General features: G+C 67.2%; 10 protein-coding genes. 8 read left to right on the plus strand and 2 right to left on the minus strand.

Annotation, left to right across the window (positions count from 1 at the left end):
- Positions 1-107 precede the first annotated feature (107 nt).
- From J7J50_RS11020 to J7J50_RS11050, 8 genes are all read left to right on the plus strand, one after another.
- Positions 108-1,238 carry an efflux RND transporter periplasmic adaptor subunit gene (locus J7J50_RS11020; protein ID WP_215055926.1) on the plus strand — a complete coding sequence of 377 codons (1,131 nt, stop codon included), beginning with the start codon at positions 108-110 and terminating at the stop codon, positions 1,236-1,238.
- A complete protein-coding gene (locus J7J50_RS11025; RefSeq protein ID WP_215055927.1) occupies positions 1,235-4,333 on the plus strand; it encodes an efflux RND transporter permease subunit in 3,099 nt (1,032 codons plus the stop codon). The genes J7J50_RS11020 and J7J50_RS11025 overlap by 4 nt, the downstream gene beginning before the upstream one ends.
- Positions 4,334-4,411: 78 nt before the next feature.
- The gene (locus J7J50_RS11030) at positions 4,412-5,398 is read left to right on the plus strand and encodes an aspartyl/asparaginyl beta-hydroxylase domain-containing protein (RefSeq protein WP_215055928.1); all 987 of its coding nucleotides are present in this window, start codon (positions 4,412-4,414) and stop codon (positions 5,396-5,398) included.
- A gap of 65 nt (positions 5,399-5,463) precedes the next feature.
- The gene (locus tag J7J50_RS24780) at positions 5,464-6,153 is read left to right on the plus strand and encodes a response regulator transcription factor (protein WP_343222482.1); all 690 of its coding nucleotides are present in this window, start codon (positions 5,464-5,466) and stop codon (positions 6,151-6,153) included.
- Positions 6,154-6,707: 554 nt separating this feature from the next.
- Positions 6,708-7,469, plus strand: coding sequence for a HAMP domain-containing sensor histidine kinase (locus tag J7J50_RS24785; protein ID WP_251044410.1), 762 nt, complete (start codon positions 6,708-6,710; stop codon positions 7,467-7,469).
- A 190-nt stretch (positions 7,470-7,659) separates the two neighbouring features.
- Positions 7,660-8,457 (plus strand): MipA/OmpV family protein, encoded by a 798-nt coding sequence (locus tag J7J50_RS11040; protein WP_215055930.1) that lies wholly within the window; start codon positions 7,660-7,662, stop codon positions 8,455-8,457.
- A 361-nt stretch (positions 8,458-8,818) separates the two neighbouring features.
- Positions 8,819-9,124 carry a DUF3247 family protein gene (locus J7J50_RS11045; protein ID WP_215055931.1) on the plus strand — a complete coding sequence of 102 codons (306 nt, stop codon included), beginning with the start codon at positions 8,819-8,821 and terminating at the stop codon, positions 9,122-9,124.
- A 46-nt stretch (positions 9,125-9,170) separates the two neighbouring features.
- Complete coding sequence (locus J7J50_RS11050) at positions 9,171-9,404, plus strand: hypothetical protein (protein ID WP_215055932.1); 234 nt, start codon at positions 9,171-9,173, stop codon at positions 9,402-9,404.
- A 186-nt stretch (positions 9,405-9,590) separates the two neighbouring features.
- Here the strand turns inward: J7J50_RS11050 and J7J50_RS11055 are convergent, their stop codons facing one another.
- Positions 9,591-11,042: a hypothetical protein gene (locus tag J7J50_RS11055; RefSeq protein WP_215055933.1), complete on the minus strand. Its 1,452-nt coding sequence runs from the start codon at positions 11,040-11,042 to the stop codon at positions 9,591-9,593.
- Positions 11,032-14,646, minus strand: coding sequence for a S8 family serine peptidase (locus J7J50_RS11060; RefSeq protein ID WP_215055934.1), 3,615 nt, complete (start codon positions 14,644-14,646; stop codon positions 11,032-11,034). The genes J7J50_RS11055 and J7J50_RS11060 overlap by 11 nt, the downstream gene beginning before the upstream one ends.
- Positions 14,647-14,777 lie beyond the last annotated feature (131 nt).

Below are 14,777 nucleotides of genomic sequence, written 5' to 3' on the forward strand. Positions count from 1 at the left end.
CGACGGCGCGAAACGGTCCTGCGCCGCAGGCGCGAATGACGAGACGTTAAAAGGTCAATCTCGCAATGAAACTTGCAGAAATCGCCATCGCCGGCGCCGCGGTCCTGATGCTTGCGGCGATCGTGAGCTTCCTGAAGAAGGAGGGCGTAAAAGCAGAGCCGCGGGCCGTGTTGCCGACGCCGGTCATGTCCGTGGCGCTGACGCGCGCGCGGATGGAGGAACTGCCGGTGCGCGTCGCGGCGAACGGCAGCGTCGCGGCCTGGCGCGAGGCCATCGTCGGCAGCGAGAGCGACGGCTTGCGCCTGACCGAGGTGCGGGCCGACGTCGGCGATACGGTACGGCGCGGCGATGTGCTGGCCGTGCTCGACGCCGAGGTCGTCAAGGCCGAGCTGGCCGAGGCGAGCGCGGCGGTGGCCCAGGTCGAAGCCGAGGCGATGGAAGCGTCAGCGAACGCGTCGCGCGCCAAGGCGCTGGAAGGTTCCGGCGCTATGTCCGCGCAGCAGATCGCGCAATACTTCGCCGCGGCACAGACCGCGCGTGCGCGGCTGGAGGCGGCGCGCGCGGCCCAGCGGCGCCACCGCGTGCGCGTGGCCCAGGCGCGGGTACTGGCGCCGGACGACGGCGTGGTCAGCTCGCGCACCGCGACCGTCGGAGCCGTGGCGCCGGTGGGCGAGGAACTGTTCCGCGTCATCAAGGACGGCCGCCTGGAGTGGCGCGCGGTGGTGCCGGCGATGGACTTGGACAAGCTGCGGCGCGGCCAAACCGCGTCGTTGGCCATCGCCGGGCAGGCGCCGGTTCGCGGCGAATTGCGCGCGCTCGCACCCACCATCAGCGCCGAAACACGCAGCGGCCTGGCCTATGTCGATCTGCCGCGTGACGCCGCGATCCGCTCCGGCGCATTCGCCAGCGGCTACATCGAAGTGGGGCGCAGGCGTGCCCTGACGCTGCCGCAGAGCGCGGTATCGCTGCGCGAGGGCTTCAGCTACGTCATGCAAGTCGGCGCGGATGCCAAGGTGTCGAAGAAGAAGGTCGTCGTCGGCCGTCGCGCAGGCGCTCGGATCGAGATCATCGCGGGCTTGTTGCAGACCGATGATGTGATCGCATCCGGCCTGGGCTTCCTCAGCGACGGCGATCGGGTCGACGTCGTCGTCCGGTCCGGCGGCGACGACCTGGGCGACGGCGCGCTCGCCGTCGCCGCGGGGCGCGCCTTCGCGGCGCCAGCCTGGAGCGGGCCGTGAGTCTCAACGTTTCGGCCTGGTCGATTCGCAATCCGGTCGCCACCACGCTGTTGTTCGCCTTGTTGACGCTGGCCGGAACGGCCGGCTTCGCGGCCATGAAAATCCAGAACTTCCCCGACCTGGACTTCCCCATCATCACCGTCACCGCCGCGCTGCCGGGCGCTTCGCCGCCCCAACTGGAGGGCGAGGTGGCGCGCAAGATCGAGGACGCGCTGGCCAGGCTGCAGGGAATCAAGCACATCAAGAGCACGCTGACCGACGGCGTCGCCACCATCAACGCCGAGTTCCACGTCGGCAAGCCCGTGCAGGATGCGCTGGAGGATGTGCGCGACGCCGTGTCCGGCACGCGCGCGAACCTGCCGGCCAACTTGCAGGACCCGATCGTCAAGAAGGTCGAACTGGCCGATTCGCCGGTATTGATCTATGCGGTGTCCTCGCGCGTCCTGGACGAGGAAGCGCTGTCCTGGCTGGTCGACGGCAAGATCGCCAAGCGGCTGCTGGCGGTGTCCGGAGTCGGCGCGGTGTCGCGCGTGGGCGGAGTCGAGCGCGAGATCCGCGTCGAACTCGATCCGCAGCGCCTGCTCGCCCTGAACGTCACCGCCGCCGATGTTTCCCGGCAACTGCGCGAACTGCAGCAGGAAGCGTCCGGCGGGCGGGTCAATCTCGGCGGCGCCGAACAGTCCGTGCGGACCATCGCCACGGTGGCGTCCGCCGCCGAGATCGCCGATCTCGACATCGCCCTGGGCGACGGCCGCCGGGTCCGCATCGACCAGGTCGCCGCGGTGCGCGACGCCGCCGCCGATTCGCGCTCGGCGGCGCGTTTCGATGGCAAGCCGGTGGTGGCGTTCGAAGTGGCGCGCGCGCGCGGCGCCGGTGAGCTGGACGTCGCCCGCGGTGCGCGCGAAGCCATCGAAGCGCTGCGCGCCGCGCATCCGGATGTCCGCTTCGAAGAGGCGGTCGGCTATGTCGATCCAATCGTGGAGAACTACCGCGGCTCGATGATGCTGTTGTACGAAGGCGCCGCGCTGGCGGTGCTGGTGGTATTCGTGTTCCTGCGCGACTGGCGCGCGACCCTGATCGCGGCGGTGGCGCTGCCGCTGTCGGTGATCCCTACGTTCGCGGCGATGCAGTTGATCGGCTTCAGCCTCAACACTGTCTCGCTGCTGTCGTTGTCGTTGGTGATCGGCGTGCTGGTCGACGACGCGATCGTCGAGATCGAGAACATCGAGCGGCACCTGCTGATGGGCAAACCGCCGATCCGCGCCGCCCGCGAGGCGGCCGACGAGATCGGTCTGGCGGTTGTCGCCACCACCTTCACCCTGATCGCCGTGTTCCTGCCCACTTCGCTGATGGGCGGCTTGGTCGGAAAGTACTTCGTGCAATTCGGCTGGACCGCCGCGGTGGCGGTGTTCTTCTCCCTGGTCGTCGCGCGCATGTTGACGCCGACCATGGCCGCGTACCTGCTCAAGCCCGCGCGCCGGCGGCAGCGCCTGCCGCGCTGGGTTCTGGTCTACCTGCAATGGGCGCGCGCCTGTCTGCGGCGCCGCGCGCTCACGCTCGGCGCGGCAGTGCTGCTGGTCGGCGCCGGCGCGGCGATCGCGTTCGCCCTGCCAGGAGAATTCATACCCGCCGACGACGGCGATCAGACCCAGGCGACACTGACGCTGCCGCCGGGGAGCACCTTGCAAGACACCCTGGCCGTGGCCGAACAGGCCCGCCGCGCGATTGCCGGCCATGCGCAGGTGCGCTCGGTTTACACCGCCATCGGCGGCGGTGGCGGCGGCGGTGAAGGGCCGGACGAGCATGCCGCGTCCGCCACCGTCGCCACCGCGGTGTTGACCGTGAACCTGGCGCCGCGCACCGGGCGGCACGGCGCCACGCGGCAAACCATCGAACGCGAGCTGCGCGACGCCTTGCGGCGCCTGCCCGGCGCGCGCATCGGCGTGGGTGCGGGCGATGGCAGCGAGGGCTACGAACTGGTGCTGGCGTCCGAGGACGGGCAGCGGCTGACCCAGCATGCCGCCGTGGTCGAGCGCGAACTGCGGACGCTGCCAGGCATCGGATCGGTGACCTCGTCGGCGAGCCCGGTCCGGCCGGAGCTGGTGGTCCGTCCCGATTTCGCGCGCGCCGCGGACCTGGGCGTGAGTTCGGCGGCGATCGCCGAAACCCTGCGCGTGGCGACGTTGGGCGACTACCGCCAGGACTTGGCCAAGCTCAATCTCAGCGAGCGTCAGGTGCCGGTGGTGGTGAGGTTGGCCGATCGCGGCCGCGTCGATCTGGACGTGTTGCGGCGCCTGCCCGTGCCGGGCGCGCGCGCGCCGGTGCCGCTGGAGAGCGTGGCCGATCTGCAAGTTCTCAACGGCCCCGCTGAACTCACCCGTCTGGACCGGAGGCGTAACGTCAATTTCAAGGTCGAACTCAACGGCCGGCCGCTGGGCGAGGTCGAACGCGACGCCGCCGCGCTGCCGAGCCTGCGCGAGCTGCCGGGCGACATCGTGCTCAGTTCCACCGGCGACGCCGAAGCGATGGCCGAACTGGCGTCGGGCTTCGCCGTGGCGATGCTCGCCGGCATCGCGTGCATCTACGCGGTGCTGGTGCTGCTGCTCAAGGACTTCCTGCAGCCGTTCACCGTGCTCAGCGCTCTGGTTCTGTCCGTTCCCGGCGCATTCGCGGCCTTGCTGGCAACCGGCTCGGCGCTGTCGATGCCGTCGATGATCGGCCTGATCACGCTGATGGGCATCACCACCAAGAACTCGATCCTGTTAGTGGACTACATCGTCATCGCCCGCCGCGACCACGGGTTCAATCGGCGTCGGGCGATCGTCGATGCCTGCCGCAAGCGCGCGCGTCCGATCGTCATGACCACGCTCGCGATGGGCGCGGGCATGTTGCCGATCGCGCTGGGCATCGGCGCCGATTCCAGCTTCCGCGCGCCGATGGCGATCGTGGTGATCGGCGGTCTGGTCACCTCAACCGTGCTGTGCCTGCTGGTCGTGCCGGTGATCTATAGCTACCTCGACGACGCGGCCGCCGTGTTCAAGCGTCGCTTCGGCGGTGCCGTGGCCGCGCCGCATGCGTCCGCGGCACCGGCCTGAGCGGGCACGGCCCTCAGTCATTTCACTCCGCGCGACGGAACCGAACGAGTCCGTATCGCCCGGGCAGCGAGACCTCCCATGAGCTTCAGCGCCATCGCCACCCTGCTGATCGTGTCCTACATCGCCGCATCGGTCGCCTACGTGTACCGCTGGCGCGGCCGTGTCCGATATCGCAGCTTCAGCCAATACCTGCGCAAGAGCTGGCCGGTGTTCGCGCCGTTCAATTGTCTGCTGTACATGGCCACGCGACGCTCGACCCGGCGCGCGGTGCTGGACGCGGACTACCTGCCTGGCATCGATCGGCTGCGCGCGCACTGGCCGGAGATCCGCGGCGAGGCGATCGCCTTGCTCGACGCCGGCGAGCTTGACGCGACCGCGCTGCCGGGATCGGCGGGCTACCATGACCTGGGCTTTCGCACCTTCTACAAGCGCGGCTGGCGTAAGTTCTATCTGAAGTGGTACGGCGAGCCGCATGCCTCGGCGCGGCGGCTGTGCCCGCGGACGGTCGAGTTGCTGGAGGCGGTGCCGGGCATCCGCGCCGCGATGTTCTCGGTGCTGCCGCCGGAGGCGGAACTGAGCCTGCACGCCGATCCGCTGGCCTGTTCGCTGCGCTATCACCTCGGTCTGGACGCGCCGGGCTGCGAGCGTTGCTTTATCGAGGTGGATGGCCGCCGGCTGATCTGGCGCGACGGCAAGGACTTTGTGTTCGACGAGACCTATCCCCATTACGCGGTCAACGCCAGCCGCCGGCGCCGGCTGATCCTGATGTGCGACGTCGATCGGCCGATGAACCTGTTCGGCCGCGCCTTCAACGGGCTGTACTGCGCGATTCCGGCGGCGATGCGCGTGGCGAACACCGCCGAGGACGAGCGCGGTGCGGTGAGTCGGTTGTTCGCGGTGATCGCACCGTGGCGCGAACGCGCGCTGGCGTTCAAGAAACGCCGGCGCGCCGCCTACGTCCTGCTCAGGATGCTGCTGAACTGGACTGCCGTCGGACTCGCGCTCTGGTCCGTGTACGCCATGCTAGGGTGGGCCGAGCGCGCGGGCGCCTCGGCCCTGGCCTAGCCCGGCCGCGGCAAAGCAACGCGACGCCATAGTCTCGCCGGCCGTTCGACCACAGCGGGTGATCCGTGACCAAGCAATCCCTATCGATACTGATCGTCGAAGACAACGCGCAACTGGCGGCGAACCTCTACGATTACCTGGAAGGCTGCGGACATCAGCTCGACGCCGCGCCGGACGGGCAGTCCGGATTGCATCTGGCCTCGTCCAAGGACTACGACGCCATCGTGCTCGACTGGAACCTGCCGCGGCTGGACGGCCTGACCGTGTTGCGCCGGCTCAGGGGCGAGGCCAAGAAAAAAGTGCCCGTGATCATGCTGACGGCGCGCGACCAGCTCGCCGACAAGATCGACGGCTTTGAGGCCGGTCTCGACGACTATCTGGTCAAGCCGGTGGCCTTGCCCGAGATCGAAGTGCGCCTGCGCTCGCTGGTGTCCCGGCGCATGCAGTCGGCGGCGCCCGAAGACGCACTCGTGGTCGGCGATCTGCGCTTCAATCTGGGCACGATGGAGGCCCATCGCGGCGAACGCCGGATTGTGCTGTCGCGTACCGGGCGTCGCCTGCTCGAATTGTTGATGCGCGAGAGCCCGAACATGGTGACGCGCGCGCGCCTGGAGCGCACGGCATGGGGCGACCGGCCGCCCGGAACGGACCTGCTGCGCTCGCACATGCACGTGCTGCGCAAGGCGATCCAGCTCGACTCGGAGCAACCGCTGCTGCATACGGTGCCGGGATCGGGCTACAGGCTGTTCGTATGAATGCCTCCGCATCGGCGGGGGCGCGGCCGCGCAGCGTGCACTTGTGGATCAGCGCGTCGTTCATCGTGTTCGGCCTGGTCATGCTGGTCGCCCTGTCGATCCAGGCCTACAACAGCCAGCTGCTGCTTGAGCACAAAAACTGGGCCGATATCCTGCGCTCGCTCTCGGCCGATTACGCCGGGCGCGTGCGGCGCGGGCGCGACGTGGCGCTTCCGACCAGCGGACTGGTCAAGGCCTGGTACGTCGAGGACCGGCGCGCGGGGGCGAGCGCGCCGGACTATCTGATCGATTTGCCGCCGGGCTATTACTCGACCGAGGGCGATGAGCTCGACATCGATACCGACATGCGCTTTCACGCACTCATCGAAGACTTGCCGCCAGGACGGCTCATTACCCTGGTCGACATCACCGCTCTGGAGGAGCAGCAGAACCACGATGCGATCGTGAGCGGAGTCTGGGCGTTGGCCTTGCTCGTGCTTATCGCCGGCTCGATCGCCTGGTTGCACGCCAACCTGGTGCGCCCGGTGCGCGATCTGGCTGGCCGTATGCGGTCGATGGACCCCGGCGCGGTCGGCCAGCGGTTGCCGACGACTTACCGGCACGAAGAATTGCAGATCATCGCGCAGGCCAGCAACGCGCACCTGGAGCGGGTCGAGCGCTTCATCGAGCGCGAGCGCAGCCTGCTCGATCAGGCCAGTCACGAGTTCCGCACGCCGATCGCGGTCATCTCCGGCGCGCTCGACGTGCTCAAGCAGATCGGACTGTCGGACGCATCGAGGCCGGCCTTGACGCGGATCGAGCACGCGGTCGAGAACCTGTCGGAAACCATGGTCGCGCTGCTGTACTTGGCGCGCGAGCCCGATCCCGACGCCGACGCGGTCGAATTCACCGCGCTGCACGAACTGTTGCCGCGGCTGATGCAAGATCACGAACACCTGTTGCGCGGCAAGGCGGCGCAACTGCGGCTCGGCGATCTCGATCCCGCCGTCGTCGCCGCGCCCGAGGCGATGGTCCGCATCGCCGTCAGCAACCTGGTTCGCAACGCCATCGAGAACACCACCGCGGGCTACGTCGAGATCGCACTGAGCGACGGCGTGGTGTCGGTTGCCGATTCGGGCAGCGGCTTTGATCCGGTGGAGGCGGCGCGACGTTACCGGGACTCCCTGCGTCACGCCGCGCCCATCCGCGGCCAGGGCCTGGGAATGTTCCTGATCGGTCGCATCTGCGACCGGTTCGGCTGGAAGCTGGTCATCGAGACCACCAGCGGCGGCACGCGCGCCGAGCTCGACCTGGGCGCGAGCGTCGTCGTGCTCTGAGCCGCCCGAGCGCGCGGTACGGTACCGGCCGGCACCGGCCGCGGTACATCGGCTGTTAAGCCCGCGCGGCCGGACGCGACATTTCGGCGACATCGCCGCTTCAACCTGACGGGGTCGTTCGCACCCGCGCCGATACGGCGCGGCCGGTCGCGAACGAGGCTCTCCATTACTCGAGAAGGTCAGGCTTCCCATGAAAAAACTACTGTGGCCCGCGCTGCTGCTCGGCCTGTCGTTGGATGCGTCGGCACAAGCGGGGGCGCCCGAGGACGCCTGGGATCGGCAACCGCCACGTTGGGGCGTGGGCCTCGCCGCGGTGGTATCCGACAGCCCTTATGCGGGCGAGGGTACCCGGGTCATGCCGGTTCCCATGCTGAGCTACCAGGGCGAGCGGTTTTACTTCCGCGGGATCTCCGCCGGTTGGCGGCTTTGGAACAACGATGCGCTCGAATTGTCTGCCGTGGGCAAGTTCCGCTTCGACGGATTCGAGGTCGACGATCTGGGCAAGCGCGAACTCGCCCGCAACGGAATCGATTACCGCAGTCTGAAAGACCGCGACAAGAGCTTCGACCTGGGGCTGGCGATGAAGTGGAGCGGCCACGCCGGAGAGTTGGAAGCTCAAGTGCTCGCTGACGCCACCGACACCAGCGGCGGTCAAGAAGTCAGTTTGAAATACGGCTACCCGATCCAGCTCGGAAAGGGCATGTTGACGCCGGACATCGGCATCACGTGGATATCCAAGGACATGGCCAACTATTACTACGGCACCCTGGACGAAGAAGTCGCGCGCGGCGTCGTCGATTACAAGCCCGGCTCGGTCACGATTGCGCATGTGGGCATCGGTTACTTCCAGCCGGTCGGCGAGAAGTGGTCGCTCATGGGCTTCGTCAAATACAGCCGGTTGCCCGGCGCGATCAAGAACAGTCCGTTGATCGAGCCCGATACGGACGGCTCGGTGTCGATGATGGTCGGAATCTCACGCGGATTCTGAGCGCGCCGCGTCGCCTGCGCACGGTGTCGCGGCCTGCGGCCTCGGTCGCGTGGACGGGCTCTCAAAACGCCGTAATGCGGGAGGCGCATTACGAGCCAGTGGGTGGCGCTGGGCGACGGGTCGAGGCCTGGCCGGACATGACGCCACCTCGGCACCGCCGGTGCAGGTGCTCAGGGGCGATCGCCTCGGGCACTGCCTTTGCCGAGGGCCCGCGTCCACCGCGTGCGACGATGAATCAAGCATCTGCGCCCTAACACCACACTGGCCCAATCTTAACTTCATTGCGCGTAGCGTCGTGCAAAGGCGGAAACGCCTTGGCAAAGGTTTCATTCCTCCCACCTTTGTCGGGAGAGTCGCGAAAATGACCAAGCTTGCCAACCGCGTATATACCGACCCTTCCCACGTTCGCCGATTGAGTCTGTTGATCGAGCAACTGCCGGATGAGGGACAAGTCGATCTGACCTTGATCGACGGCAGCCGTCAGATCGGCGTCGTTACGGCCCGCCCGAGCCTGCAAACGTTCCTCGACCCGGCCGGAAATGAGGGAGTCAACGCCGTTTTGCGATTGGACGATCTCAATATAGAAAGCAAAACATCGTACCTGTGGGTCGACGAAATTCTTGAGGTCCGGCCGATCCATTCCGCGGATCGGCGATTTGCGCGCTGATATCCGATTTCGATTCGAATACTCGTCCGACACAAAGGAGTTTTGTATGGCCACGTGCGAGGTTTGCGGAAACGTCTACGACAAAGCTTTCGTCGTCTCCATGCCCGGTCGCAATGGCACATTCGATTCGTTCGAGTGCGCCATTCACGCAATGGCGCCGCGTTGCGCGCATTGCGATTGCCGCATCATCGGTCACGGCATCGAACACGACAATAGCTTCTTCTGCTGCGCGCATTGCGCTCACCAGGCGGGCGTCTCGGCGGCGAAGGATCGCGTCTGATAGTGAAGCAACGTGGCCTTTGGGCCTTTGAAAGCGTCGAACGTTAAGCGCTGAGGGTCTTCTCTCGGGCAAGCAGCCGCCAACGTCAGCGGCTTGCGAAAGCGCTGCGACCGCGCCGCCGAGCCACCAGGTTGCGCGCAGACAGTTCCGAGTCTCACCCTGCGAATCCGTCGCATCTCGTCCCTGTCATGCGACTTCCATTTCCACCCATAACCCCGGCTCGTCGCTCCGCCGAACCGCCCTGACAGACCCCGAGGGGGCCTTGAATGGAACTCGCGCGCCTGCGGCATGCTGCGGCCACGGGTCGTCGGCGCGGATCAAACGCTTGCCGGCGTGCGCGTGCAAGGCATCGACGATTTCATCGAACGGCATGGCGCCCCAATGCACCTTCTTCGCGTCCTTCTTGTTCGTCGGGATGAAGGCCGTAAGGTCAGGGTCGTTCATCAGTTCCAGGCCCTTCTCCTCCAGCGTGGCGTTCGCGCTGCCGTGGTGCCCGACTTTGAGCAGTACGGTGCGGGCGAGGAGATCGGGGCCCGTGACCTTGGCATCGCCGCGATTCCACGCGACGTCCTGCCAACTGAGCCAATTGCCCACTTGCGCGTCGGCGGTGAACAGCAGCACGCGACCGGTGTCGATGAATTCAAAGGCGAGCACCAGGCTCGAGTTGTTTGTGCGGTCATCGAGCTGGATGGCGAGCTCGGCGCTGGCGCCAAGCCAGTCGGCGTCGATTCGGCGTTCCGGAGCATCCAGATAGTGCGCGTGCAACAGGTCGCGGGTGCGTTTCTCAGCGTCGTCGTTCGGTGACGCGGTGCCGCCCAGCAAGGTCGCCAGGTCGGCGCCCATGTTCGGCTCGAAGGGGGCGTCGTCGTCTGCTTCGTCGGCGTCTTCGGACTGGATGGCGCTGATCAGCGCGTCGGCGCGCGCGGTCGCGGCGCCCAGGCCATACATTTCGCTCTTGCGTTCGCGCACCTTGATCAGGTCCTCGTCGCGTGGTGGACCCAGCACATAGACGCGTAGATTGGGCAGGCCTGGAAAGGTCAGCGGAGGCTTCGACGGTTCGAGGTAACGTACCTTTTTGCTGGCCATGGCCTCCAGGGCATTGCGGGCGGCGCGCACCTTTTCGCCTTCGAGGCCGAAGTGGAACCCCATCAGGCTGTCCACGCCGTTACGCACCGCCGCCAAATGCGGCGCCTTCGCGCCGGCCAAGCGAACTTGCGTGCCTTGCAGCGCCGCCAGCGCCTTGCCTTTGAACTTGTCCAGCGCTCGCGCTTGTTCGTCGTCCGGGTTCTCGGTCCAGCCCAGCCAGACTTCGCCCACCGAAAGGTTGGAGAATGCCTCGCGCGCGGTGTGGAACCCGGAGAGGTGATCCCAATGCTCGTGCGTGCCGACGACGACATCCAGATGGTTGGTCACCGACGCGATGTCGGCGACGATCGCGTCGATCTTGGCGCGGCCGCCGGAAATCGACGTGTGGATGCCGCAGTCGATCAGCACCCAGAACGGGTCGCCGTTATCCTTGTCGAAGCGCAGCAGGTGGCAGTCGCCGATGCCATGGCAGTAGAAGCGCACCGTGGCCTGCGCGGGAGCATGGCTCGCAGTGCGCCGGGCCTTCTTCCGACCTGCCTTTTTAGCGGCCATGCGTCGTCTCCCGGTCGGCATGGATCAGCGCGAAGGGTTCGGTGGTGTCGCCGCCGAAATACAGTTCGCGCAGCGGCGACAGGTAGCCGCGGCTCATGGTCTCGCGCTGGCGCTGCTGACGCGATGCGCTCGCGCTGTTCTTGAGGATGCTGTAGCGGATCTCGCGCCTGCCTTCGCGCGGATCGAGGATCAGCGTGGCGCCGCCGCGGAACCAGGTGAATCCTTTGCTCCGGTCGCCGGGATCGCGGAATAGAGGCTGGCGTTGCGTAATCACCGCGACGATCTCGGTGCGGAACGACCCGTCAGGCGCCAGGCGGCGGGCGAGGCGCACATTGTGGACTTCGAAAGTGGTCTCGCCGGTTTTGGACTTGCCGAGGAGGGTGCCGTCCGGGTTGTAACGCGGGACGCTGGGCGCGAGGCCGAACTCCTCCAGAACCTCCGGGTGCGCGACGAACACCTTGCGCAGCGCGCGCCAAACCCGCCAACGGTTCTGCTCGCTCAGCGTAAAGATCTGCGATCGGTCCAGTTCCTTGTTCCAGGGGATCTCGACGCTCTTGAGGACATCTTCCAGCCACGCGGGCCTGGCTTCGTCGAACGTCCCCCACGCCAGCGTCTCTTCCGAAATCGTGCGTACACCGGAGGGCAGGATGCCGCGCTCGGCGAAGGCTTCCATGATCGCAATGCGGTAGCCGTAGCGATCCTCCGCGTCGAGGTCGCGGTCGGCGGTGACGATCGCGCGCAGGTATTCGCCGAAAGTGATGTCCACTGGCGGACAGTAGTCGAGCGCACGGATGCACATCTGGAGGAAATCGGCGGCCGTTTCGCAGGTTTCGGACGACAGTCGGGCGACGAGGTCGGGATGCAGCGCGCCGGCCGGGAGTTCGCCGGTTCCTCCGGTGGCGATGCGCACCAGGTCCGCGGTGCGGCGCGCAACGACACTGATGAAGGCGTCGTACACCGCATGGACCAGGATCGAGCCGCGCGCATGGGGTTCGAGGGTGTTTGCGTAATCGAGCTTCGCAACGTCTGGACCGACATAGTCGCGCAGTGGGCCGCGACGGTTGGCGCCTTCGCCAAACTCCTTCGCCAGTCCGCCCAGTAGCCTTGCCGCGGTAAGGTTGCCGCGCGCCTGGGCTATCTCGTAGCGGACCAGTTCGGTGATCGTGAAGTGCTGGAACAGCGCCACGATGTCGGCGAAGGCTTCATGGAAGGCCACGACATCGGGATTAGAGGCCTCCTCGAAGCGACGGTGCAGACCGTCCAGCAGGGCGTGCGTCATCTCGTGCGCGATGATGTCGCTGGACAGGCAGGTGAATACCATCGAGCCCGGCGCGACGCTGTCGCTGCGGCTTGAGCGCGCCTGGAAGTAGCCGAACAATATCGCGCGTTTCTCGGGGCTGTAGTAGGCGTTCTCGTCGCGCAAGGCGTGCGGATACAGGCGCAGGCGGCGGGTCTCGGTCCTGTCCCTCGCGGCCCACAACGCCGGGCGGCCGAGGGCGAGTTCAAAGTGGCCGATGGTCGTCATCGCGACCGCGTAGACCATCTGCTGATGGAACTGAGGGCTGCCTTCCGAGGGGGCGAGCCCGTCCTGGGCAAGCAGATAGGGGTGGTTGAGATCGACGGGGTCGTAGATCTTCCCGGATGCGGGATCGATGTCGACGACTTCGAGGTATTCGCCGACCGGGCCGGGCTTCAGGGCGTCGCGCGCCGCCGGGGCGTCGTCCCACGGCAGGGTGAGCACGATTTCGCGTAGCGCGCGCGACGCCAGACGGCGGCCGAGGCTGGGGTCCAGCGCATAGACGCGCAGACGGCGCTTTGGCGGGGCGAGCGGACGCGCGCCACGGCGCACCGGACGATTGCTGGTGGGGCGCGCAGGCTTGCTTGCGCTCGTCTTGCCGAGCAGCGATTCGAGCGCGACCCTGAGCGGTTTCGATGGATTGCCCTGCGCGAGCGCGGCTTCGAGATATCGGCTGCGTGCCGCGGGCGGGATTTCTTCAGCCGGACATTCGGGATCGTCGATCGCCTCGTCGACTGCGCGCACGCGCTGCGCCATCTGCGTAAGCTCGAGTGCGAGCATGTCGCGCTGCGCTGGCGGCATGCGCCGCGCGAGGCTCACTCCGCCTTGGCCGAACAGCACGTTGATCCAGGACCAAGACGCCTGGGCGGGCGGCAGCTTCGTCAGTTGCGAGGCCTTGAGAGGCCGCGCGTCCAATGCCGCCTGCGCGCGCAGAACGCCCTGGCCGATCGTTTCGAATGCGCGTTGGGCGTTCATCTGCGCGGTGGTCTTGGCGGCGGTGGCGAACAAGGCCTGCCGCACGGCCTCCACGCGCATCCACGCTTGGGGGTATTGGCTTACCGTAGTCCAGTGTTCCGCCAGCCACAGCGCAGCGGCGGCGGCGATCTGCGGCGTCGCCGCCGACGTGCCCGCACCGTCCATGTCGACGATATGCCCGCAACCCCGCTTGGCCCAGGGCGTATTGGGCGTGAACGCACCCAGCGATGTACGCATTTTTTCGGCGGGACCATGGTTGCCTTGCATCGTGCGGAAGTCGAGACCGGTGTAGGGGCGGCCGTCGGCCATCACGCCGCATGCGGACAGGACGCGGCGGAAGCGCGCGGGGAACACCGTAGTCTTCGGCGTCGGCAGCTTGGCAAAGTTGTTGCCGGCCGCGGTGACCATCACCAGGCCCGACTCATAGGCGAGGTTCACCGCATCTACCAGCGCATTCGATGCCACGCCGCCCATGCTCATGGACAGAACATTCGCGCCGTGAATGCGAGCCCAGTCGAAGCCCTGCACCATCGTCCCCACGGTGAAGCGCACGACCCAATCGGCGATGCGGATCGGTATGACGTCGACCTCCGGTGCGCCGCCGATATCGCCGGCGAATCCTTGCCACTGCGGCGGCAGCGGGGCGATCGCCCCGCCCGCAAGCAGGCCGAGCGTGCCGGTGCCGTGACCGCGGTTGCGGACCATCTCCGAGCCGGGTGGCACTTGGTCGGTGGCGTCGTTAGGGTTTTCGTTTTTTACGAAGTTGCGCTGCAGGTCGGTGCGCAGGTGCCGCGGCCGCGTGCAGTGGGAGGCGTCGTAGCCGGTGTCCAGGTGTGCGATGCAGATGGCGCGCTGCTTGTCGCCGACGCGCGTATGCGCAGCCCTCAGGTCCGCGAACGGACCGTCGAGATGCCACGCCAATCCTGGTCCCTTCGCGCGTCCGCCCTGATCGGTCTGGTCCTCGAACGCGCATGGGTTGCCAGCGGAGAGGCGCAGATCGGGACCGTCGGTGTCGTTGTCCGGGGTCCATTGCTGTGCGACGTCCGGCTCGACGGCTTCCAACTGGCCGATTGCCCCGGCCATGGCGAAGGGGCTCTTGGCAGTGAACAGCGCGTGCGCGGTGTCCCACGGGTTGTCGGCGGCGCTCGACGATTCCAGGCGCAGCCAAGTCGACGGATCGCCCGCGCCGGCCGCGAGCGCATTACCGTCTGCATCGCGCCCGGGCACGGTCAAAATGGGCTCGACGCGCCAGCCTTCGGCAGAGGAAAGGGCATTGGTTAGCGCGTGGCCATCGCCGCGCACCTTGATCAAGACTGCCGAGGGCTTAGCCATGCGCAAGCGTCCCCAACCAAGGCGATCCCGTGCGCCGCGGGATGGGGCGCTCGCGAGTGGTTCTACTGTTGGCAAACGCAGGACGGGCGAAAGGGCGGACAGCGTTCTGACTAAAGGGTAGCGGCCAAGTC

Origin of the sequence: Lysobacter sp. ISL-50 (genome assembly GCF_018612875.1) — a bacterium.
Taxonomy (GTDB): domain Bacteria; phylum Pseudomonadota; class Gammaproteobacteria; order Xanthomonadales; family Xanthomonadaceae; genus Lysobacter.